This window comes from Devosia soli (genome assembly GCF_000970455.1).
GTDB lineage: Bacteria > Pseudomonadota > Alphaproteobacteria > Rhizobiales > Devosiaceae > Devosia > Devosia soli.
Genome location: NZ_LAJG01000014.1, coordinates 672873 through 696255 on the forward strand (window position 1 = coordinate 672873; position 23383 = coordinate 696255).

At 61.5% G+C, this 23383-nt stretch carries 20 protein-coding genes; 9 read left to right on the top strand and 11 right to left on the bottom strand.

The genetic code is table 11. The features are described 5' to 3' along the window. Positions 1-79 precede the first annotated feature (79 nt). The 5 genes from VW35_RS07360 to VW35_RS07380 all read right to left on the bottom strand — a co-directional run bounded on the left by VW35_RS07360 (position 80) and on the right by VW35_RS07380 (position 5239). Positions 80-868, bottom strand: a complete 789-nt coding sequence (locus VW35_RS07360; protein WP_046142288.1) for a ThuA domain-containing protein — start codon at positions 866-868, stop codon at positions 80-82. Between the two features lie 175 nt (positions 869-1043). Beyond that, entirely contained in the window at positions 1044-2048 is a 1005-nt protein-coding gene (locus VW35_RS07365) for an ABC transporter ATP-binding protein (protein ID WP_046142289.1), read from the bottom strand. Positions 2049-2060: 12 nt separating this feature from the next. Continuing rightward, positions 2061-2906: a carbohydrate ABC transporter permease gene (locus VW35_RS07370; RefSeq protein WP_046142290.1), complete on the bottom strand. Its 846-nt coding sequence runs from the start codon at positions 2904-2906 to the stop codon at positions 2061-2063. Continuing rightward, the gene (locus VW35_RS07375; RefSeq protein WP_083982566.1) at positions 2906-3871 is read right to left on the bottom strand and encodes a carbohydrate ABC transporter permease; all 966 of its coding nucleotides are present in this window, start codon (positions 3869-3871) and stop codon (positions 2906-2908) included. Before VW35_RS07375 ends, VW35_RS07370 begins: the two co-directional genes overlap by 1 nt. 102 nt (positions 3872-3973) lie before the next feature. Further along, the gene (locus VW35_RS07380; protein ID WP_046142292.1) at positions 3974-5239 is read right to left on the bottom strand and encodes an ABC transporter substrate-binding protein; all 1266 of its coding nucleotides are present in this window, start codon (positions 5237-5239) and stop codon (positions 3974-3976) included. Between the two features lie 471 nt (positions 5240-5710). Between VW35_RS07380 and VW35_RS07385 the strand changes: the two genes are divergently transcribed. Continuing rightward, positions 5711-6730, top strand: a complete 1020-nt coding sequence (locus tag VW35_RS07385; protein ID WP_046142293.1) for a substrate-binding domain-containing protein — start codon at positions 5711-5713, stop codon at positions 6728-6730. A 237-nt stretch (positions 6731-6967) separates the two neighbouring features. On the opposite strand, the gene VW35_RS07390 is transcribed toward VW35_RS07385, so the two are convergent. Then, entirely contained in the window at positions 6968-7699 is a 732-nt protein-coding gene (locus VW35_RS07390; protein ID WP_200896869.1) for a sulfotransferase-like domain-containing protein, read from the bottom strand. Then, positions 7696-8625, bottom strand: a complete 930-nt coding sequence (locus VW35_RS07395) for an aminotransferase class IV (protein ID WP_046142294.1) — start codon at positions 8623-8625, stop codon at positions 7696-7698. The genes VW35_RS07390 and VW35_RS07395 overlap by 4 nt, the downstream gene beginning before the upstream one ends. A 477-nt stretch (positions 8626-9102) precedes the next feature. Here VW35_RS07395 and VW35_RS07400 point away from each other — a divergent pair, with 477 nt between their 5' ends. From VW35_RS07400 to sseA, 5 genes are all read left to right on the top strand, one after another. After that, positions 9103-10212: an ABC transporter substrate-binding protein gene (locus VW35_RS07400; RefSeq protein ID WP_046142295.1), complete on the top strand. Its 1110-nt coding sequence runs from the start codon at positions 9103-9105 to the stop codon at positions 10210-10212. A 246-nt stretch (positions 10213-10458) separates the two neighbouring features. After that, a complete protein-coding gene (locus VW35_RS07405) occupies positions 10459-11328 on the top strand; it encodes an ABC transporter permease (RefSeq protein ID WP_046142296.1) in 870 nt (289 codons plus the stop codon). Beyond that, positions 11325-12116: an ABC transporter permease gene (locus VW35_RS07410; RefSeq protein ID WP_046142297.1), complete on the top strand. Its 792-nt coding sequence runs from the start codon at positions 11325-11327 to the stop codon at positions 12114-12116. The genes VW35_RS07405 and VW35_RS07410 overlap by 4 nt, the downstream gene beginning before the upstream one ends. Position 12117: 1 nt before the next feature. Further along, positions 12118-13107, top strand: a complete 990-nt coding sequence (locus VW35_RS07415; RefSeq protein WP_046142298.1) for an ABC transporter ATP-binding protein — start codon at positions 12118-12120, stop codon at positions 13105-13107. 287 nt (positions 13108-13394) lie between these two features. Further along, positions 13395-14228 (top strand): 3-mercaptopyruvate sulfurtransferase, encoded by an 834-nt coding sequence (sseA, locus tag VW35_RS07420; RefSeq protein ID WP_046142299.1) that lies wholly within the window; start codon positions 13395-13397, stop codon positions 14226-14228. Positions 14229-14264: 36 nt separating this feature from the next. On the opposite strand, the gene VW35_RS07425 is transcribed toward sseA, so the two are convergent. Next, positions 14265-14591, bottom strand: coding sequence for a hypothetical protein (locus VW35_RS07425; protein WP_052951564.1), 327 nt, complete (start codon positions 14589-14591; stop codon positions 14265-14267). 228 nt (positions 14592-14819) lie between these two features. Between VW35_RS07425 and VW35_RS07430 the strand changes: the two genes are divergently transcribed. Continuing rightward, the gene (locus VW35_RS07430; protein WP_052954053.1) at positions 14820-16109 is read left to right on the top strand and encodes an efflux RND transporter periplasmic adaptor subunit; all 1290 of its coding nucleotides are present in this window, start codon (positions 14820-14822) and stop codon (positions 16107-16109) included. Between the two features lie 94 nt (positions 16110-16203). Then, on the top strand, positions 16204-19317 hold the full coding sequence (locus VW35_RS07435) for an efflux RND transporter permease subunit (RefSeq protein WP_152662514.1): 3114 nt from the start codon (positions 16204-16206) through the stop codon (positions 19315-19317). Here VW35_RS07435 and VW35_RS07440 read toward each other — a convergent pair whose 3' ends face one another. Next, complete coding sequence (locus VW35_RS07440; RefSeq protein ID WP_046142301.1) at positions 19318-20007, bottom strand: helix-turn-helix transcriptional regulator; 690 nt, start codon at positions 20005-20007, stop codon at positions 19318-19320. It lies immediately after the preceding gene. Between the two features lie 69 nt (positions 20008-20076). Here VW35_RS07440 and VW35_RS07445 point away from each other — a divergent pair, with 69 nt between their 5' ends. Beyond that, a complete protein-coding gene (locus VW35_RS07445; protein ID WP_046142302.1) occupies positions 20077-20499 on the top strand; it encodes a VOC family protein in 423 nt (140 codons plus the stop codon). A gap of 69 nt (positions 20500-20568) precedes the next feature. Here VW35_RS07445 and mmsB read toward each other — a convergent pair whose 3' ends face one another. Next, positions 20569-21846 carry a multiple monosaccharide ABC transporter permease gene (mmsB, locus tag VW35_RS07450; RefSeq protein WP_046142303.1) on the bottom strand — a complete coding sequence of 426 codons (1278 nt, stop codon included), beginning with the start codon at positions 21844-21846 and terminating at the stop codon, positions 20569-20571. Then, the gene (mmsA, locus tag VW35_RS07455; protein ID WP_046142304.1) at positions 21843-23375 is read right to left on the bottom strand and encodes a multiple monosaccharide ABC transporter ATP-binding protein; all 1533 of its coding nucleotides are present in this window, start codon (positions 23373-23375) and stop codon (positions 21843-21845) included. The genes mmsB and mmsA overlap by 4 nt, the downstream gene beginning before the upstream one ends. Positions 23376-23383: the final 8 nt, after the last annotated feature.

Consider the following 23383-nt stretch of genomic DNA (forward strand, 5'->3'; position numbering starts at 1 on the left):
GTCCGGGCGATCCAGTGACACGCTAGTACCGTCCGCAGGTTGCCCGGACAAGCCGGGCAACCGACAGACGAACACGTCTCTACTTCTTCACTTCGCCCGCATGGTCGGCCGCGCTCAGCTTGGCGCCACGTTCCTCGATCTTTTCGATCGCTTCGCCGACCGGGGTATTCGGCGCCTTCATCAGGTGCGCGTGACGATCCCCGCTATAGGCCCAGTTGACCGCATTGCGCAGCACCTGGCCGACATTGGCGTCGTGATAGGTCGGGTAGGTTTCGTGGCCCGGACGGAAATAGAAGATATTGCCGGCGCCACGGCGATAGGTGAGGCCCGAACGGAACACTTCGCCGCCCTGGAACCAGGAGACGAAAACCGTCTCGAGCGGCTCCGGCACGGTGAAGGGCTCGCCATACATTTCTTCATATTCGAGCTCGAAGTAGGCCGGCAGGCCCTTGGCGATCGGATGGCCCGGATTGACGACCCAAAGACGTTCGCGTTCACCCGCTTCGCGCCAGTGCAGATTCGCCGGCGATCCCATCAGGCCCTTGAACACCTTGGAGTGGTGGCCCGAATGGAGGACGATCAGGCCCATACCCTGCCAGACATGCTCCATCACGCGCTTGACGACAGCATCATCGACCTTGTCATGCGCCGCATGCCCCCACCAGAGCAGCACGTCGGTCTCGGCAAGCACCGAATCGGTCAGGCCGTGTTCCGGCTCCTGCAGCGTCGTGGTCTTCACGCTCAGGTTGCCGTCCTGCTTCAGCAGCGAGGCAATCTGGTTGTGCATGCCGTTTGGATAGTTTTCTGCGACGACCTTGTTCTTCTGCTCGTGGACATTTTCGCCCCAGACCAGGGTACGGATCGGCATGGCTATTCTCCTAATTTCCCGGCGCAGCGGGGAGGCGCTGGCCATTGGGTCGGTTTCTTGACGTCGTTCCCGCGAAAGCGGGAATCTCCTTTCTCGGGGAGATTCCCGCTTTCGCGGCAGCGACAGATTGGACGGGAAAGATGACGATGCTGGGACCGTCACCCTCGATTTTGGATCAGCGGATCGGTTTGCCGGCCTCGTCGAAACGATGGATATTTTCCGGCTGTGGCGACACGCGCAGCTTGGTGCCGCTCTGGTAGTCCGAAGCGCCATCGAGACGCACGACTACCGGCTCCTCTTCGCCCATTTCGAGATAGACGTAGGAATCGGCACCAAGATTTTCGGTGTGGATGACAGTGCCCTCCCAGATTCCATCGGGCGACACGGTCATGTGTTCGCCGCGAATGCCAAGCGTGGTGCAATTCTGCGCCGCCGCCTTTTCTCCGGTCAGGAAGTTCATCTTGGGCGACCCGATAAAGCCGGCAACAAAGAGACTGTCCGGCCGCTCGTAAAGTTCCATCGGGGTGCCGACCTGCTCGACGAGACCATCACGCAGCACACAGATTCGGTCGGCCAGCGTCATTGCCTCCACCTGATCGTGCGTCACGTAGATCATGGTGACGTCGTTCATTTCTTCATGAAGCTTGGCGATCTCGATCCGGGTCGCGACGCGCAACGCGGCGTCGAGGTTAGACAGCGGCTCGTCGAACAAGAACACCTTCGGGTCACGCGTGATCGCGCGGCCGATGGCCACGCGCTGGCGCTGCCCGCCCGAGAGCTGCTTGGGCAGGCGGTCGAGATACTGCCGGATTTGCAGCATGTCCGCCGCCCGCTCGACGCGCTTGCGGATTTCGTCCTTCGAGTGTCCCTTTTCGAGCTTCAGGCCGAAGGCCATGTTCTCGTAAACCGTCATATGCGGATAAAGCGCATAGGACTGGAACACCATGGCGATGCCGCGCTTGGAAGGGGTCAGCGAATTGACCACCTTTCCGTCGAACAGCATTTCGCCCGAAGTGATGTCTTCAAGCCCCGAGATCAGGCGCAACAGGGTGGATTTACCGCAGCCCGAGGGCCCGACAAACACCATGAACTCACCCTTCTTTACATCGAGATTGACGCCCTTGATGACGTTCACAGCGCCGAAGGACTTCTTGATATTGCGAAGTTCGATAGATGCCATTTTTGGAACCCCTTAGCCTTTGACGCCGCCGGCGGTCAGACCACTGACAATTTTACGCTGGAAGATGAGCACCAGTGCAACGAGCGGCACGGTGACGATGACCGAGGCAGCCATGATGATGCCCCAGGGGATTTCATACTGCGATCCGCCTGAAAGCAGCGCAATGGCCACCGGCACGGTACGGGTCTGGTTCGAAACGGTGAAGGTCAGCGCGAAAAGGAACTCGTTCCAGGCCGCGATGAAGGCCAGAAGCCCCGTCGTCACCAGTGCCGGCCACATCAGTGGCATGAACACCTGCGTGATGATCACCCAAGGCGTCGCGCCATCGACGATCGCTGCTTCCTCGATCTCGACCGGCAGGTCACGCATGAAGGTGGTCAGCACCCAGACGGTGAATGGCAGCGTGAAGATCGTATAGGCAAAAATCAGGGCCCAGGGCGTATTGTAGATGCCGAGGAACCGGATCACTTCAAAGAGACCCGCCAGCACGGCGATCTGCGGGAACATCGACACCGCCAGGATCGTCATCAGCAGCAGGCTCCGCCCCCGGAACCGCACGCGGCTCAGAGCAAAGGATGCGGTGATCGCAAGAAACAGCGCGAGGATCACCGTCACCGAGGCGACGAAGACCGAGTTGAGGAGGTTGCGCGGGAATTCACCCTGCGTAAACACCTGCCGGAAGTTGTCGAGGCTGAACGAAGTCGGCCAATAGGTGACGCGGAAGAGATCCGTGCCGGATTTGAGGCTCGTCAGGATCGCGTAGTAGAACGGGAAAACCGACACCACGACGATAAACACGACAAGCGCGTAAAACAGCACCGTCTTGGTGAGTTTCCAGAGGTCGAAGGTCGCACCCATCAGCGGTCTCCCCCATCAAAATTGACCCGGCCCAGCCAGATGTAGAGCACCGTGAAGATCGCGATCATCAGGAACAGCAGCGTCGATTGCGTCGAGCCCTCGGCGAAGTTGTTGAACTGGAAGAGGTTTTCCTGCGCTAGAACCGACATGGTCTTGGTTGCCGAAGAATTCGGCGTCAGCACATAGATGAGGTCGAAGATGCGCAGCGCATCGAGTACGCGGAAGATGATCGCCACCATCAGCGCCGGCCGCACCAGCGGCAGCGTGATCCGGAAAAACTGCTTGATCGGATGCACGCCATCGATCGCGGCCGCTTCATAGATATCGCGCGGGATCATCTGCAGGCCGGCGAGAATGAGCAGCGCCATGAACGGCGTCGTCTTCCAGATATCGACGATCAGGACGGCAGTCATCGCCGTATCGGCCGATGCCGTCCAAGCGACTGGCGCCGCAAGCAGCCCCAACTTCATGCCGAGATCGTTGATGATGCCGAACTGATCGTTGAGCATCCAGCTCCACATGCGCGCGGACACGATGGTTGGAATGGCCCACGGGATGAGGATAGCCGCACGGACGATGCCGCGACCCTTGAATTCGGCGTTGAGCACCAGCGCCACGATCATGCCGAGCACGGTTTCCCAGAGCACCGACCAGAAGGCGAAGCGCACGGTATTCCACACCGCGTTCCACCAGTCGGGGTCCGCAAGCACGCCGCGATACCGCACCGTGCCGCTTTCGAGCACGGTCCAGCGCAGGTAATTGCCGAAGCCGATCCACTCGGCTCCATAAAGATTGTTCAGCGTTGCGTCAGTGAAGGAGAAGTAGATCGAGCGCAGCAGCGGCCAACCGGCCACGATCGCCAGCGCGACCAACATGGGGATCAGAAACAGCCGTGCGGCACGCACGCGTTGCTGCATCAGTTCCGATTTCGCCTTCGGCACATTGGCCGTTGCAACAGGCGCCATCGCATCGGTCGCCATGATCGTGTCCTCCCAGGAATTAAATGAAGTGCAAGCGGGCGGCGGGAATAATCCCGGCCGCCCGCTCGTTAGGACCGCCGGGAGGACTTACCAGGCGTCGCCCTTGAGATCGTTGAGGTCGGCCTCGAGCACTTCGAGGTTTTCTGCGGCCGTACCATTGCCCGAAAGGGTATCGTGTACTGCGCTCCAGAAGAGCGAGGACACTTCGTTATAGTTGGTCTTGGTCGGAGCCGACGGACGCGGCACGGCCTGTTCGAAGATAGCCTTCCAGTTCGCCATGAAGGGCGAAGCGGCGAGCACATCCTTGTCTTCATAGAGCGCCGGGATCGTCGGCAGGTTCGACTGGTTGATCGCGCGTTCTTTCTGCACTTCTTCCGAAGCGAGGAATTTGACGAGCTCGATCGCAGCGTCCTGATCCGGCGAGTACTTCGAAACGGCCATGTTCCAGCCGCCCAGCGTAGCCGCAGAGCGTGCGCCTTCGCCGTCACCGGCGGGGAGCGGCGCCACGTCGAACTTGCCCTTGACGGCAGAGTCATCGCCGTTGCTCAGGGCATAGGCATAGGGCCAGTTGCGCATGAACACGGCATTGCCGAGCTGCCACACGCCGCGGCTTTCTTCTTCCATATAGGCAAGGACGCCATCGGGCGCGATCGTGCCAACCCAGCCGGCAGCGCGATCAATCGCGGCGGCAGCCTGTTCGTTGTTGATCGAAATGGTGCCGTCAGCTTCGATGATCTGGCCACCGCCGTTCGAGACGACCCATTCAAGTGCGTCGCAGGTCAGGCCTTCATAGGCATTGCCCTGGAACACGAAGCCCCAGAGTTCGGAAGCACCGGCGCCACGCTCGGCATCCATGATTTCCTTGGCTGTGGCTTCAAGTTCGGTCCAGGTGGTCGGAACCGACTTGCCGTACTTTTCGAGCAGGTCCTTGCGGTAGTAGAGCGCCGGGGCGTCGGTGAAGGCCGGCATGGCGACGAGCTTGCCGTCGACCGTCTGGGATTCGATGATCGAGGGGAAGTGGTTGCCCACGACATCCTTCATCGCTTCGGTCAGGTCGGTGAAGTGTTCGGCCAGCTGCGGCGCCCAGATCACGTCGGTCTGGTAAACGTCGATGTCGGCATTGCCGGCAGCGAGCCACAGGCGATACTGGCCGAACTGGTCGGTGGTGGACGAGGGCATCGGCACCACGGTGACCTTGTTGCCGGTCTGCTGTTCGAACTTGTCGAGCTGGCTGCGCAGGAACGCCAGGCCATTGCCGGTATCGCCCGAAACGATCGAGAGATCGGCCGCCTGGGCAGCGCCCACCAGCGTCACGCTCGCCATCATTGCAACGAGCAGCTTGTTCAACGTCATTGGAAGTCCTCCCAAAAGATTTAGCCTGGGGAGACATGCCGTCACGCCCGGCGATAGCGCCAGGCCAGCCCTCTTCTCCCCCAAGCGCTCCGCCACAGCCATTAACTTGACGTGTTTTCAAAGCGCTTTGGATTAAAAGGAACCAGAGCGCCGAAAAACTGTCAAGCAGCCAATGCGCCGTATTTTTACCTTTTTTAATGCAGCATGAGTTTTCATATTATTTTTCAATCACTTATCGATTTTTCCAATCTGCCAGTGGTTAATTTCGATAACCCTGCCCTGATGTACGCACCTCAAACAATTTGAAGTTTGGGAGCCTCTTGCATCAAAAATTGAAATCGCTTTGAATATGGCTCGGAGGAGTTGGGTCGAGGCTCTGGTGAAAGAGCACGGCCTGCCCCAAAGGCGAGGCATATCAACGGCTCTATTGCATGAAAGCCGCACGCCAGACCTGCCGGGCCAAGAGCCGCTATGAGATTGAAAGACCTCGCCGAACATCTCGGCCTGTCGCAAACAACGGTTAGCCGCGCGCTCAACGGCTATCCTGAAGTCAAGGAAGCAACGCGCCTGCGCGTTGCCGAGGCGGCGTCCGAAATGGGCTATCGCCCCAATGCGAGTGCGTTGCGTCTCGCGACGGGTCGCGCCGGTGCCGTCGGCATGGTCCTGCGCGGGGCCGATGAACTCGGCCCCCATATGTCCGAGTTTCTCTCCGGCCTCGGCGGCCGCATGGCAACGCAGGATATCGACATCGTCGTCACCACTGTCGCGAGCCAACAGGAAGAATTGGCCGCCTATCGCCGCCTCGCCGCCAGCCAGCGGGTCGATGCCATGATCCTCCATTCCCCAACGCTCAACGACGAACGCGCGGAACTGCTGATGGATCTCAACATCCCCTTCGTGCTTCATGGACGCACCAATTCGACGCGCGCGGTCGCCTGGCTCGACATCGACAATACCGGCGGCCTCGAGCGTGCGACGAGCCATCTGCTCGACCTTGGCCACCGCCGTATCGCGCTTCTCAATGGCGTCAAGGGCCGCACCTTCGCCGAACACCGTGAACTCGGCTATATGGCCGCCCTCTCCGCCCGCGGCGTTTCCTTTGATCCGGCGCTCGTGGGCAATTCGGCCTTTACCGACGAAGTCGCCTTCCGCATGGCCCAATCCATGCTCGAACTGCGGCCCCGCCCCACGGCCTTCCTCGCCGGCTCGATGATGACCGCCCTCGGCGTCTTCCGCGCCATCCGCCAAGCCGGACTAGAACTCGGCACCGACGTCTCCATGATCGCCCACGACGACGTCTTTCCCTATCTCAACGCCGACAACATGTACCCCACCATGTCGACAACCCGCTCCTCTATCCGCCAGGCCGGCGCCAGGATCGCGGAACTCTTGCTCCAGCTCCTCGGCGGCAAACCCGTCAGCGAAATCCACGAACTCTGGCCCGTCGAACTCGTCCTCCGCGAGAGCTCCGGCCCCGCGCCACTGTTTTAACTTTTCTTCCCTAGAGCTGATCCGCTCGCATCAAGACCACGGCGTCATTCCCCCCGAACGCGGGAATCTCTCTTCCTCAAAGATGGATTCCCGCGTTCGCGGGAATGACGCCCTAGGCGGGAAACTATGGCTGTAGACCGCCGCGCCGCTCGCGAGCCACCAGCCGGTCCCTCCCGCTACCAGGGGGAGGCTAGGTGGGGGTCTCGACGCCACCACTGCTAACCCTGAATCAAAACCTCACGCCCCAAGCCTAAACCCCCGCATTCGCTCATAAAACGGCCGCGCCTCATCCGCGATCTTTGCCAGTTCCCCTGGTAGCACCCCGATCTCGTCCGGCGGCGAAAACCCGGTGCTGTTGTAAACCGCGTTATACCAATGTGGCCCCCAAACCCCGTCTTCCGGATGCGCACCCTTTGGCCAGCTCAGCATTGCGGGGTCCCATGAAAGCCCGATCGCCGCACAAAGCGCCTGCAGCGTCTCCTCGGGATCGCGCCTGATATCATCGCTATCGACCACGACCGGTGCCCTGCCCGTCCGCTGCGCCACGCGATCAAACAGCATCGCTTGCCCCTCGAACCCGATATCGGCAAGCGTCACGCTTTCCCGCTTCTGCGCGTAGGACGCCAGCACCCGCTCCGGCGCCCGCAGCAGGAAAATACTGGTCACCTCATCCATCCAATCGAGCGGAAACCCCTCGATCATGTGATGGCTCATATGCTTCTGATACCAAACTGATTTACCGCCCGGCACCGGCCCCAGGATATAATCGACCACCGCCTGGGGGTCCTGCGGCTGCGACGCCAGCACCTCTTCCTGCATCGGATGCACGATCCCCGTTGCCTTCAGATAGGCCGCATAAAACGGCTCATCGCTGACAAAGCTGTCCGCCCGCGAAGAAAAACTCCGCATCATCGCGGTGGAGAGATTTCGCGGCCCAGACCACATGGCAATTCGCATGACCTCGCTCATGGCCTAAAAGTCTCTGCTTCGATCAGTTCCCGATAAAGCCCGGCCAACCGCGCCGTCATTTCTCCCGGAATCGGCCCCGGCCCCTTGAGCGGATGTCCCATCTTGCGCCCATCCACCTCGCGTACCGAGGTCAGCCCCGCAAAGGTCCCGGTCACGAACGCCTCGTCTGCCCCATAGACATCGGTCAGCGAAAAATTCTTCTGCCGCACCGTGATCCCGGCGGCCTCGGCCACGCGGATAATGTTCCCGCGCGTAATCCCACCGAGGCAATAATCCCCCGTGGACGTCCACACCTCGCCCCGCCGCACGATGAAAAAGTGCGTCGAATTACACGTTGCCACAAACCCCTGCGGATCGAGCATCAGCGCCTCATCCGCCCCTGCCTTCGCCGCCTGGATGCAGGCCTGGATGCAATTGAGCTTGGAATGCGAATTGAGCTTCTGGTCCTGCATATCCGGCGCCGTGCGCCGGATCGTCGAGGTAAAGAGCGAAATACCGTCAGGCTTTGGCGACGGCGCCTTGTATTCGGGAATGATGACGATGGTCGCGTCCCCGATCGTCACCCGCGGATCCTGATAGGGCGTCGCCTTTATCCCCCGCGTCACCATCAGCCTTATATGCACGCCATCGGTCATGCCATTGGCCGCAAGACAATCGAAAATCCGCTTCACCAGTGCGTCCGGCGTCAAACCGACCGAAAAGTCGAGCGTCTTCGCCCCTTCATAAAGCCGCTCCAGATGCGCCCACAAAAACGGAATCCCGCCCTTATGGAGCCGCAACCCCTCCCAAACCCCGTCACCCAGCACGAACCCGGAATCGAACACGGACACCACCGCCTTGTCGCGCGGCATCAACTGGTCATTGACGGCAATCAGAATGGAAGCATTGCGCGGATCATCCGCGTAGGCATGAACGCCATAGGCCATAGGTTGGGCACTCTCGTTAGTCGACGCGGCGGGAAACATCGTCTGTTGCGAGACGGGAGTCGAGAGCGCTCTTGCGCCAACGGCAACCACCGGCCCGGCACCTCCCCCTCGACGGGGGAGGATGGCAGGGGGTGCGGGAGCCGCAATGCCAGAGATCGGGAGCACCCCTCCCCAACCCTCCCCGTCAAGGGAGGGTGCCGCCCAGCGTATGCCAAAGCGCCTTCCCCCCCGAAATTTTTTGACCATCTGGACGAGACTGTCACAATTGGGCAATCTCACCCTGCGGCTGGGAGGACGCGAGCAGATGGGCAGATGAGCGCAATCGATTGAACTTGCGGCCATTATCGCCCGTCAATGGCGAATCCGCACCGTCACAGACCTGTCATTGCACTGTCATCTGACCTCTCTACTCCCTCGCCCGTTCGCATCCGCTCTCCTTGTGGAGGGCCAGCGACTGCTCATTCAGGGAGACAAAGAATGACGTTCAAGTCTGCGCTGACCGCATCGGTTTCGCTTCTCACCGTGCTCAGCTTCGCGGCTCCGACTTTCGCCCAGACCGATCTCGACGCGCTTTACGAGGCCGCCAAGACCGAGGGCCAGCTTACCGTGATCGCGCTGCCCCATTCCTGGTGCAACTACGGCGGCGTGATCGAAGGCTTCAAGGCCAAGTATCCCGGCATCACCGTCAATGAACTCAACCCCGACGCGGGTTCGGCCGACGAGCTCGAAGCCGTCCGCGCCAACAAGGGCAATACCGGACCGCAGGCCCCCGACGTGCTCGATATCGGCCTCGCTTTCGGCCCGCAGGCCAAAGATGAAGGCCTCCTCCAGCCCTATAAGGTCTCTACCTGGGACGAAATCCCGGATGACGCCAAGGACGCCGATGGCTTCTGGTATGGCGATTATTATGGCGTCCTCGCCTTCGGCATCAACAAGGACATTATCACCGGTGACAACCCGGCCTCATGGGCCGACCTCATGAAGGACGAGTTCGCCAATTCTGTCGCACTGGCGGGTGATCCGCGCACCGCCAACAATGCCATCATGTCCGTATATGCCGCTGGTCTTTCCACCGGCGCCGCTCAGGACGCTGCCGCCCAGGCCGGCCTTGAATACTTCAAGGCGCTCAACGACAAGGGCAATTTCGTCCCCGTCGACGCCGAAGCTGCCGCCATCGCCCAAGGCACGACCCCGATCGCGATCAACTGGGACTACAACCTCCTCGCCGCCCGCGACAACCTCAACGGCAACCCGCCGATCGAAGTCGTCGTGCCGTCCGATGGCGTTGTCGCCGGCGTCTACGTCCAGGCCATCTCGGCCTTCGCACCCCACCCGAATGCCGCCAAACTCTGGATGGAATACCTTTATTCCGACGAAGGTCAGCTCGGCTGGCTCGCTGGCTACTGCCACCCGATCCGCTTCAATGCCCTCGCCGATGCCGGCAAGCTGCCTGAAGATCTGATGGCCAAGCTTCCCGCCGCCGAAAACTACGCCAAGGCCGTCTTCCCCTCGATCGAAGAGCAGAACGCCAACAAAGCCACCATCACCGGCGGCTGGGACTCTACCGTCGGCGCTTCGGTTCAGTAAGCTGACTGTTGTTGCTCAATCCACTGAATGTCACCCCGGCGAAGGCCGGGGCCCATCCTGAGATCTCAAGATGGATCCCGGCCTTCGCCGGGATGACAGCCAGTGATCTGGGCTGCAGTACCCCCACCCATCCTCCCCCTGATAGGGGGAGGAGCCACATCGAGACTGAGGCAACATCGCGCCGCCCACACCGCGCGGTCCCTCCCCCTCCCAGGGGGAGGCTAGGAGGGGGTAGCCCCAATCAACATGAGCGCATCTAACGCCAAACGCCGCATCCCCTGGGACAGCCTCGCCGTCTTCCCCTTTGTCCTCTTCGCGGTGATGTTCCTCTTCCTGCCGACCCTCTCCCTCCTCGGCGCCGCCTTCACCGATCGCGCCGGCAATTTCACCTTCGAAAACATCGCCGGCCTTTTCACCGATCAGATCATGGCTGCCTACTGGATTTCCATCCGCGTTTCCGGCGCCTCCGCCATTCTCGGCGCGCTCTGCGGCCTCGCCATCACCCTTGCTATCATCCGCGGCAAGCTGCCCGCCGGCCTCCGCTCCGCCGTCATGACCTTTTCCGGTGTCGCGTCAAATTTCGCCGGCGTGCCGCTTGCCTTCGCCTTTATTGCCACCCTCGGGCGCCTAGGCCTCGCAACCATCGTCATCCGCACGCTCTTCGGCTTTGATATCTACCGTCAGGGCGGCTTCAACCTATTCTCCTTTTGGGGCCTGACGCTCACCTACCTCTACTTCCAGATCCCTCTGATGATGCTGACCATCGCCCCCGCCATCGATGGCCTCAAGAAAGAGTGGAACGAGGCAGCCCAGACCCTCGGCGCCTCTACCTGGCAGTTCTGGCGTTATATCGGCTTCCCAATCCTCTGGCCCTCCGTCCTCGGCACCCTCAGCCTCCTCTTCGCCAATGCCTTCGGCGCCATCGCCACCGCCTGGGCGCTGACCGGCTCCAACCTCAACATCGTCACCGTGCTGCTTTATAATCAGATCCGCGGCGACGCCCTGCAAAACCCTGGCCTCGGCGCTGCGCTCGCCGTCGGCATGATCCTCATCACCTCGCTCGCCAACGTCATCTATCTCGCTGTCGCCGCTCGCGCCGAGAGGTGGATGAAATGAAGTCCCAAAAATTCTGGGCCTGGTTCGTCTTCGCCCTCGGCGCCGCCTATTTCATTATTCCACTGGCTGCCACGTTCGAGTTTTCCCTGCGCATGCGACGCGGCGAATATAGTTTTGACGCCTATGCATCGGTCTTTTCCGATCCGCAGTTTGCCGCAAGCTTCACCTATTCCGTGCTAGTCGGCCTCTTCACCATCGTCGTCGGCATTCTCGTTGTCGTTCCGGCTGTATATTTCGTCCGCCTGCGCATGCCCTGGCTGCGCCCATTCATGGAATTCGTCACGCTCCTGCCGCTGGTCATCCCCGCCTTGGTGCTGGTCTATGGCTATATCCGCCTCTACGGCTCGAGCTCCCTGATCCCATTTACCGGCTCCGTCCTTGGAACCGATATTCTCCTCACCTGCGCCTATGTCACCCTCGCCATGCCCTATATGTACCGGGCGGTCGACAACGGCATGCGTACCATCGACATCGGCACCTTGACCGAAGCCGCGCAGATCATGGGCGCCAACCAGCTCCAGATCATCGGCAAGATCATCCTGCCGAACATCCTCGTCGCCATCCTCTCCGGCGCCTTCCTCACCTTCGCCATCGTCATCGGCGAATTCACCATTGCGAGCCTCCTCAACCGCCCCGCCTTCGGCCCCTATCTCGTTGGCATTGGTACCAATCGGGCCTATGAACCCGCCGCGCTGGCCATCATTTCCTTTATCATCACCTGGGGCGCCATGGGCATGATCAACGTGCTCGGCCGCTTTGCCCCCCGCACTTCCGCCCGGACCGATTGACATGCCCGCCTTTCTCGAAGTCCAGAACCTCGTCAAATCATTCGGCACCAACACGGTCGTCAAAGGCGTCAATTTCGCCTTCGACAAGGGCGAGTTCATCTCGCTCCTCGGCCCCTCCGGCTGCGGCAAGACCACGATCCTCAGGATGATCGCCGGCTTCGAACGCCCCACCTCCGGCGCCATACGCGTCGATGGCGAAGACATCACGCATCTCAAGCCCAATCAGCGCAAACTCGGTATGGTCTTCCAGGCCTATGCGCTCTTTCCTAATATGACCGTCGGAGAAAACATCGCCTTTGGCCTCAAGATCGCCGGCATGCCCGCCGATCAGCGCCGCGCCCGTGTCGATGAAATGCTCAAGCTCATCGGCCTTCCCGGCTTTGAAAAGCGCTACCCCTATGAAATGTCCGGCGGCCAGCAGCAGCGCGTCGCCCTCGCCCGCGCCATCGCCCCAAAACCGCGCCTTCTCCTCCTCGACGAACCTCTCTCTGCTCTCGACGCCAAAATCCGCGTCTCCCTCCGCGAAGAAATCCGCGCCATCCAGCGCGATCTCGGCATCACCACCGTCTTCGTCACCCACGATCAGGAAGAGGCCATGTCGATTTCCGATCGCATCGTGGTCATGAACGCAGGCAATATCGAGCAGCTCGGTGCCGCCCACGATATCTACAATCGCCCCGAGACCCGCTTTGTCGCGACCTTCGTCGGTCAGCTCAACACGCTCCCCACCGGCGTCATCCCCGGGATATCCGGCGAACGCGCCATCCGCCCCGAGCTTATCTCCCTCGCCCCCCGTCCCGAAACCGACCTGACCCTTACTGGCATCATCGCCGATCTCCACTTCCTCGGCTCGGTCCAACGGCTCCGGGTCGACGTCGGCGGCACCCTGATCAATATCGACACCTTCAACAACCAGACCGCCCCCCTTCACCGAGGCGACACTGTCACCCTCCACCTTGCCCAGAAAGACCTTCTCATCCTCGGCGCATAAGGCGCCTATCCCCCACAGCCACCAGCTGTCAGCCCGGCGGACGCCGGGACCCATCCTCAGATGCTGCAATCGACAGGCCGGGACTCTTTCAGCCGCCGTCACCACCGGGCTCCTCCGGGTGGTCCACACCGCCACAAGTCGGATTGCCCGGACAAGCCGCGCAATGACGATCACCGATAAAGTCACTCAACAGCAATCGCCACCCGCATACCTCCCGCGCCGATTTACCCTTTGACCGCCGCCCGGCGCAGCGCCATTGTCGCCTCTCAGCAACGAGGAATCGCGCGATGGAAAGCCCTTTCGTTTCAACTGAATGGTTGGCCGCCCACCTCAGCGACCCTGGTATTGCCGTCGTCGACGCCAGCTGGCACATGCCCAATGCTTCGCGTAACGCCCAGGCCGAATATCTGGCCGGTCACATCCCAGGTGCGGTCTTCTTCGATATCGATGGCATAGCCGACACCTCGTCCGATCTGCCCCACATGCTTCCCGCGCCAGAGGATTTCGCCCGCATGGTCGGCGCTTTGGGCATTGGCGATGACAGCACGATCGTCATCTATGACGAGCTCGGCCTCTTCAGTGCCCCTCGTGTCTGGTGGACGTTTCGCGTTTTCGGCGCCGAAAAGGTGCATATCCTCGAAGGTGGCGGCCCGAAATGGCGCGCCGAGCGGCGTCCGCTGCAGGCAGGCCTCGTGGCCAAGCCTGCTGCGCGTTTCACTCCGAATTTCAACCAGGCGCGCGTTGCCGATTTCGATACCGTGCGGGCCCGCAGCCAGGATGAAGCCGCGCACATTCTCGACGCACGCCCTGCGCCCCGCTTTCATGCCGAAGCGCCGGAACCGCGTCCCGGCCTGCGCTCGGGTCATATTCCCAATAGCCGCAATGTTCCTGTGAGCCTGTTGTCGGAAAATGGCACGCTCAAATCGCCCGAGGCGCTCAAACAGCTCTTTGCCGAGCGCGGCGTCGATCTCGATCGGCCGATCATCACGTCCTGCGGTTCAGGCGTCACCGCGTCGACGCTCGCTCTTGCCCTCGAACAGGCCGGCGCCAAGACCGTTGCCGTCTATGACGGCTCCTGGGCCGAATGGGGTTCGCGCCCCGATGCAGAAGTCGAAAGCTGAAAGGCAGCCCGGCCTGCGCCAGGCTGCCCTATTACCTCAATCGGTGAAGTTGAACTGGCTAAGCTCGCAAACATTGTTGTTTGCCGATGTCACCTGGTCGCCATCCTCGAACACGGCGAGGAAGTCGTATTTGCAATAGCCGCTGCCGTCGTCGATATTGATGACGACGCTGTGGCCGGCCGGCAGGATGTCCTTGCCAAGGATATCTTCTTCCCACGACTTGGTGCCGGTGTTCGAAGCATAGAATTCGACGATGTCGTAGGATGAGTTGTTGTTGATCTGAACGCGCCGATCAAGCGCCGCGGCGCCGTTGACGCTCACGAGCAAATAGGCAAGCCCTAGGCCTGCCGCGATCATCTTCATGATTTCCCCCAAGAGACAAAGTGCCCCCGCTTTTGCAAGTAAATCCAAAATTGCCCGCCCGGCAAGGTGTCTGCCGCTGCGCCAGTGCAATTTTTGCTATTGTGCGGGCTCCGAACTTGTCCCCTTCAGGAAGATTGATCGAAAAGACGTTACCGCATTGTAATTTGGCCTGAAGGCGCAACCTGTTACGGTCACGGCATAATCCTGCTCGCTGATTTGAGGTTTTCGTTGATCCGGCAATTGCTTGCCTCCGCTGCCGTGCTGCTTGTCGCGGCTTTCGCCTGGCTCTATTTCGCGCCCGGCGCGCCCGAAACCCTGGCCCGCGCCGGGATCAATCTGCCATTCGGTCCGCAAGTGGCATCGGCCGAAGATGAAACGCGGTCCCCGCCCGCCGGCGCCGGCCAAGGCAGCCGCCCAGGCGCTCAGGCTCAGGGCGGTCAGCCCCCCGGCGGCAGCGGCCAGGGCGGTCGGCCTGGTGGTCAGGCCCAGGGCGGTTCACCCGCAGGCGGCGGCGCTGGCCGTCCGGGTGGCTTCGGCGGTCGCGTCACCAATGTCATCACCACTGGCGTCACCATGGCCCGGATCAATGACACGCTTTCAGCCATCGGCGAAGGGACTCCGGTCCGCTCCGTCACGGTCACGGCGCCTTCGGCTGGCGAACTGACCGAGGTGATGGTCCGCCCCGGTCAGGTTGTCGCCTCTGGCGATATCATCGCCCGCTTCGATTCTGCCGCCGAGCAAATCGAGTTCGACCGGGCAAAGCTCGCCGTCGATGACGCCCAGGCAACCCTCACCCGCACAGAAGGCCTCGCAAGCAACAATGTCGTCGCGGGCACGGCCCTCTCGGCTGCACAGCTGAGCGCGTCCAATGCCGAACTTGAACTGCGCAATGCCGAGGTCGCGCTCTCGCGCCGCACCATCACGAGCCCGATCGCTGGCACCGTCGGTCTCATCCGGGTGACGCCGGGCAATTATGTGCCTGCCCAGACGACGGTTACCTCGATCGACGATACTTCATCCATCCTCATCGATTTCTGGGTGCCCGAACGCTATGCCGGCCAGCTCACGCCCGACATGCCTGTCACCGTCAACGCCGTCGCGCTGCCCGGCCAATCCTTCACCGGCGATATCTCCGCCATCGATACCCGGATCGATCCGGCAAGCCGTACGCTTCAGGTTCAGGCCGAGATCCCCAATCCCGACGGGCTCCTCCGCGCCGGCATGAGTTTTACCGTTGCAGTCGACTTCCCCGGCGAGGAATATCCGGCGGTCAATCCGCTCGCCATCCTTTGGTCTGCCGAAGGCTCCTATGTCTGGACTTATCAGGAAGGCAAGGCCGTCCGCGTGCCGGCTGAAATTATTCAGCGCAACAGCGATGGCGTCCTCGTTCGCGCCGATCTCAAGCCGGGCGACGCCATAATCACCGAGGGCATCCTGCAGTTGAGCGAAGGCGCCAACGTCACCCTGCTCGACGGACCGGACGGCAGCGGTCAAACTGCAGAAGCTGCTAGTCCGTAAGCCACCAATCCCTCCCCCTACTGGGGGAGGCTAGTTGGGAGTTGCGCCCCAGAGCCCTACCCCATCGCACCGACCGACACTGAGGGGAACAAGAATGTCCATCGCCAGCAAGAACGAACGCGGCGGCGCTCTCGCCACCCTCTTTGTCCGCCGTCCGGTCATGGCCGTGGTGATCAATGCACTGATCATGGTCGGGGGCCTCGCCGCCCTCCTCGGCATCGAAGTGCGCGAACTCCCCCGCGTCGAAAGTCCCGTGCTCTCTGTCTCGACCAGCTTTTCTGGTGCCGCTGCCGAAACCGTTGACCGCGAAGTCACCGCCATTGTCGAGGGTGCCGTCGCCCGCGTCCAGGGCGTCACGGCGATTTCCTCGAGTTCGTCCGTCGGCCAGAGCCGCGTCACGCTCGAATTCTCCGAGAACACCAATCTCGATATCGCAACTTCAGACGTGCGCGACGCCTTGAGCCGCGTCACGCGCAGCCTGCCCGATGATGTGGAAGCGCCGACCATCTTCAAGGCCGACAGCGATGCCCAGCCGGTCATGCAGCTTGCCGTCACGTCCGATCGCCTGAGCATCGGCGAGGTCAGCGAATTGGTCGATGGCATCATCACCGAGCGGCTGGCTGCTGTTGAAGGCGTTGCCGAAGTGCAGGTCTATGGCACCCGCACCACCGCGTTCGAAGTCGATATCGACCCCGTCAAACTCGCGAGCCGCGGCCTCACCGTCGCCGATATCCGCACTGCGCTTGGCACCGTTGCATTCGATTCCCCCGCCGGCTCCATCAACGGCCCAAATCAAAACATCTCTGTCCGCGCCATTTCCGAAATCCGCGAGTCCAAGGATTTCGAAGACATCATCATCAACGGCCGCTCTCGCCTCGGCGATGTCGCGAGCGTCGTCTTCGACGCCGCCGCCAGCACATCGTCCATTCGCGCCGATGGCCGGCCCGCTATTGGCCTCGGCATCGTCCGCCAGGCGCAGTCCAACAGCGTTTCGATTTCCCACGCGGTTCATGAAGCGGTCGATAGTCTCAACCAGACCCTCCCCGAAGGCGTCACGGTAAAGATCTCGAGCGACGAAGCCATCTTCATCGAAGGCGCGCTCCATGAAGTCGAGATCGCCCTCATCGTCGCGCTCGTCGTCGTCGTCGGCATCATCTATCTCTTCCTCCTCGATTGGCGCGCCATCATCGTCCCTGCCATTTCCATGCCCATCGCGCTCCTGGGCGCCGTCGCCGGCATGTATCTGGCTGGCTTCTCGCTCAACATCATCACGCTGCTGGCGCTGGTGCTGGCGACCGGCCTCGTCGTCGACGACGCCATCGTTGTCCTCGAAAACATCATGCGCCGAAAGCACATGGGCGCTGGCCCGCGCGCCGCCGCCGTCCTCGGCACGCAGGAGGTGTTCTTTGCCGTTATCGCCACGACGCTCACCCTCGTCGCCGTTTTCGTGCCCTTGAGCTTTCTCGAAGGCCAGACCGGCCGCCTCTTCCGCGAGTTCGGCTATACCCTTGCCATTGCCGTGATGCTTTCCGGCGTCGTCGCCCTATCCATGGGCCCGATGGTCGCCTCGCGCCTCCTGCGGGACGATCACAAGGAACACACCGGCGGACCCTTCGCCGCCATCGGGCGGCTCTTTGCGAGCCTTTATCGCTTTACCCTGCGCACAGCGCTGCGCAATCCGTTGGTCGTCATCCTGGTAGCCGTCCTTTTTGCGGGCTCGGCATATTATGTCTACGGCGCCTTGCGGCAGGAAATTACCCCCTCCGAAGACCGCTCGGCCATCAACCTGCGCATCTCGGCGCCCAATACGGCCAGCCTCGATTTTGTCCGCACGCGCCTCAGCCAGGTCGAAACCATGCTGCAGCCATATGTCGAAAGCGGTGAAGTGCGCTCGGTCTTCGTCCTTTCCGGCTGGGGCAATGGTGGGTCGATCACCCTGACCCTGGCCCCTTGGGGCGAACGCGAGCGCAGCCAGCAGACGATCGCCGCCGAAATCAACCAGCTGATGACTCAGGTTCCCGGCGTCCGGGCGTCCGTCAGCCAGGGCAACAGCCTCGGCATTCGCGGCGGCGGCTCAGGGCTGCAGTTCGCCGTCGCCGGCTCGGACTACGCGGTACTCTCCGATACCGCCCAAGCCATCGCCGACGCGCTGGAGGCCGATGGCCGGTTTGGCCAGGTCTCGGTCAATTTCGACACCACCCAACCCGAACTGACCCTGACGGTCGATCGCGCCCGCGCCGATGCGCTCGGCATCGACATCAACGGCCTCGCCCCCACCATGCAGGCGATGATCGATGGTTCCGATGTCGGCTCGATCTTCATCAACGACGAGAGCTATTCGATCCGCATGCTCTCGACCACCAACCCAATCAACGATCCCAGAGATCTCGAACAACTCTTCGTGCGCACCGGCGACGGCCGCTATGTGCCGATGTCGACCATCGCCACAATTGAGGAAGCTCCCGTGCCACCCTCGCTCCGCCGCGAGCAGCAGCGCCGCTCCGTTCCCGTCACAGCCAGCCTCGAAGGTGGACTGGCGCTCGGCGATGCCTATAGCGAGCTGCTCAAGATCGCGACGCCGCTCCTTCCCCAGGGCACCTCTATCCTGCCGCTCGCCGAAGCAAAGACTATCGGCGAAGCCAATAACGCGCTTTTCCTCACCTTCGGTTTTGCGCTCGTCATCATCCTCCTCGTCCTCGCCGCCCAGTTCGAAAGTTTCTGGAGCGCCATCATCGTCATGGCCACCGTGCCCTTCGGCGTTGCCGCGGGGCTCTGGGCCATTCTCCTGACTGGCGGCAGCCTCAACATTTTTAGCCAGATCGGCCTCGTCCTCGTCGTCGGCATCATGGCCAAGAACGGCATCCTCATCGTCGAATTCGCCAACCAGCTTCGCGACCGTGGCATGTCGGTCGCCGAAGCGATCGAGGAAGCTTCCAATATCCGCCTCCGCCCGGTGCTGATGACCATGATCGCTACTATTCTGGGTGGCGTCCCTCTGGTCCTCGCGTCCGGCGCCGGCGCCGAAGCCCGCGCGGCGCTCGGCTGGGTCATGGTCGGCGGCCTCGGCTTTGCCGCCATCGCCACGCTCTACCTCACCCCCGTCGCCTACCTCCTCCTCGCCCGCTTCTCGACACCGAAGGCCGAGGAAGAGGCAAAGCTCGAACGCGAACTCGACAATCTCGAACAGGGCCCCGAGCCGGCGGAGTGATCAAGCGCTGTCTCGCGCTTCGAGCCGCGCTAGATAATCACGCAGCAACGGTACGCGTCTTGGCCTAAAACTGTCGCCGGTCACCCGAGCGGCCCGCATCCGGTCGCCCCGGAAAATCCGAAAATCCTGCCTGAAGCAGCACCAGGCCAGTACCGAAAGTGTCCTCTCCGTATAGACCAGCGCCAGCGGCCAGATCGTGCGCTCGCTCTCGGCGCCATGCTGATCGACATAGGCAATCTCGACCGCCCGCTCGCGCCATGCCGCCTCGCGCAGCGTTTCGAGATCGACGCCCACCGTCCGCGGCTCGGGTCGATAGACTAGCGACACGGCATGGAGCACCTGCTGCTCCGCCTCATCGGGCAGGGTCGCAGAGATCTTGGCGAGCGCCGAACGTGCCGCATCCGCGAGCGCCTTGTCCCCCATGCCGCGAACTTCGCTTAAGCCCAGAACCAGCGCCTCGATCTCGGCCCGCGTCAGCGTCTGTGGCGGCAGCGCAAAATCCTCGATCAGCCGATAGCCATAGCCACGCTCGCCCTCGATCCGCGCCCCGGCCGCCCGCAAGCTGTCGATATCGCGATAGAGCGAGCGCAGCGAAACGCCTGTCTCTTCTGCCAGCCGTTGCGCCGTGATCGGCGCCGGCATCACGCGCATGGCCTGCAGCAACCTCAATAGTCGATCGGATCGCGCCATGTTCAACTGCCGGAAACTGTCAGTTGGGTAGCGTTACAACAGCGTCATCACTTCAGCAAGGACGACGCCATGAGCATCACCACCACCACCCATCTCAATTTTCGCGGCCAAGCGCGCGAGGCTCTGGAGTTTTACCGGTCCATCTTCGGCGGCCAGCTCATGGTCGCCACGCACAGCCAAGCCTACCCCTCATTCCCTGCTGAGGAAGCCGACCTCGTCGCCTTCGGACAAGTCGAAAGCCCCGAAGGCTTTCGCATCATGGCTTTCGACGTCCCTGCCGCCCGCCCCTTCGATTCCGGCATCTCGCCGGTCTTCGTTTCGGTGCGCGGCTCCAACGCTGATGAAATCACGCGCTATTGGAACGCACTAAGCCAGGGCGCCACGATCATCCAGCCGCTCGCCCCATCCGGCTGGACGCCACTCTACGGTATGCTCACAGACCGTTTCGGCATCACCTGGGTCCTCGACGTCGCCCAAAGCTATGGCAGCTGAAGGCCCCGCCTGAAAACAAAAAGGGCCGCCGGGTTTCCCCGACGGCCCCAACCTCTAAAGCCCGAAAAATCAGGCCGAGCGGTTCTTGTTATAAAGATCGAAGAACACGGCTGCGAGCAGCACGACGCCCTTGATCATCTGCTGCCAATCGATGTTGACGCCCATGATCGACATGCCGTTGTTCATCACACCCATGATGAACGCGCCGATCACGGCACCGGCCACGGCGCCGACGCCGCCGAGTGCCGAAGCGCCGCCGATGAACACGGCCGCGATCACGTCGAGTTCGAGCCCCTGGCCGGCCTTCGGCGTCGCCGAATTGAGGCGAGCGGCATAGATCATGCCGGCGAGAGCGGCGAGCGCACCCATGATGGCGAAGATGTAGAACGTCGTGCGTTCGGTCTTGATGCCCGAAAGCGCGGCAGCCTTGAGGTTACCGCCGAGGGCATAGATGCGGCGGCCAAAGGTCATGCGCTTGGTGAGGAACACGAAGAACGCGATGAGGACACCCATGACGACGAGCACGTTCGGCAGGCCGCGATAAGAGGCCAGCATATAGGCAAAGAACAACACGAGCGCTGCGATGACGAGATTTTTGACGACAAACAGACTAAACGGCTCGACGTCGTAGCCACGGGCCTTGCGGCGCGCCCGGCTGCGGATGGCGAAGAACACCGTGCCGACAACGGCGAGAATGGCGATGACCATCGTCGTCGTGTGCAGGACGAGCGGCTGCACGCCTTCGCTGGCAGCCACCAGCGTCGTCGGCCCGATCACGTCGGGAATGAACCCTGCCGAAAGCAGCTGGAACTCAGCCGGGAACGGACCCACAGACTTGCCGGCGAGGATGGCGAGCGACAGGCCCTTGAAGATGAGCATGCCGGCCAGCGTCACGATGAAGCTGGGGATCTTGTGATAAGCGATGAGATAGCCTTGTGCCGCCCCGATGATGGCGCCGACGACGAGACAGATGATGCCGGCAACGATCGGATTGGCGAGGAAGGCGAATTCGGGCGGGAAGCGCCAGCCGACCATCAGCATGGCCGCAAGTGCGCCGACAAAGCCGGAAACCGAGCCCACCGAAAGGTCGATATGACCCGCCACGATCACCAGCAGCATGCCCAGCGCCATCACGATGATATAGCTGTTCTGCAGGATGATATTGGTCAGGTTCACCGGCTTGAAGAGCACGCCGGCGGTAAAATACTGGAAGAACACCATGATCAGGATGAGCGCCAGCAACAGGCCATAGTCGCGCATATTGGCCTGCAACGCGCCCAGGAAGCTCAGTTCCTTGGACTTGGCCTGATCGGCCGCGGTACCGGTCGGTGCAGTTTGAACGGTCATGATGCCTTTCCTTCAGCGCGTACGATCGAGCGCATGATCTTTTCCTGGCTCGCCTCGCTGGTGGGCATTTCGCCCACGATGCGGCCTTCATTCATAACATAGAGACGGTCGGTAATGCCGAGCAGCTCGGGCATTTCCGAAGAGATCACCAGGATGGCTTTGCCCTGTGCGGCGAGCTGGTTGATGATCGTGTAGATTTCATATTTGGCGCCGACGTCGATGCCGCGGGTGGGCTCGTCGAGGATGAGCACATCCGGGTTGGCATAGAGCCACTTGGAGAGCACGACCTTCTGCTGGTTCCCGCCCGAGAGATTACCGGTCACCTGATAGACGCTCGAAGACCGGATATTGGTCTTCTTGCGATAATCGTTGGCGACATCGAGCTCGGCGAGATCGTCGATGACACCCCAGCGCGACACCCCCGGCAGGTTGGCGATCGTCACATTGTGCTTGATGTGGTCGATGAGGTTGAGCCCGAAATGCTTGCGGTCTTCCGTGGCATAGGCAATACCCGACCGGATGGCCCGTTCGACGGTCGAGGTATCGACCTTCTTGCCGTTCATGATCACGTCGCCGGTGATCTTCTGCCCCCAGGATTTGCCGAAAAGGCTCATGGCGAATTCGGTGCGGCCCGAGCCCATGAGCCCGGCGATACCCACTACTTCACCCTTGCGCAGGGTGATGTTGATGTTCTTGATCACCTGGCGGTCGCGATGCTGGGGGTGATAGACTGACCAGTCCTTCACCTCGAGGATCGTTTCGCCGATTTTGGGCTCGCGATTGGGGTAGCGATCTTCGAGTGAACGCCCAACCATCGAGGTGATGATGCGATCCTCGGTGATCTCGTTGGTATCCATCGTTTCGATCGTGCGGCCGTCGCGGATCACGGTCACGCGGTCGGCGATACGCGAGATTTCATTGAGCTTGTGGCTGATGATGATCGAGGTGATCCCCTGCTTCTTGAATTCGAGCAGGAGGTCGAGCAGCGCCTGGCTATCCTTTTCCGAGAGCGAGGCAGTCGGCTCATCGAGAATGAGAAGCTGCACCTGCTTGGAGAGCGCCTTGGCGATCTCGACAAGCTGCTGCTTTCCGAGGCCGAGATTGGTCACGAGCGTGTCGGGGTCTTCGTTGAGACCCACCATGGCCAGGAGCTTGCGCGCGCCGTCGCGCGTCTCGTCCCAGTCGATGACGCCACCCTTGGCCTGTTCGTTGCCGAGGAAGATGTTTTCGGCGATCGAGAGCAGCGGCACCAGCGCGAGTTCCTGGTGGATGATCACGATGCCCTTCCGCTCGCTGTCGCGAATGGTGCGGAAATGCTGTTCTTCGCCATTATAGACGATCTGGCCCTCATAGGAGCCGTGGGGATAAACGCCGCTCAACACCTTCATCAGGGTGGATTTGCCGGCGCCGTTTTCGCCGCAGATGGCGTGGATTTCTCCCTCCCGAACGTCGAGATTGACGTCCGACAGCGCTTTGACGCCTGGGAAGGTCTTGGTGATGCTGCGCATCTCAAGAATGGTCTTGGTCATAGGTCGCT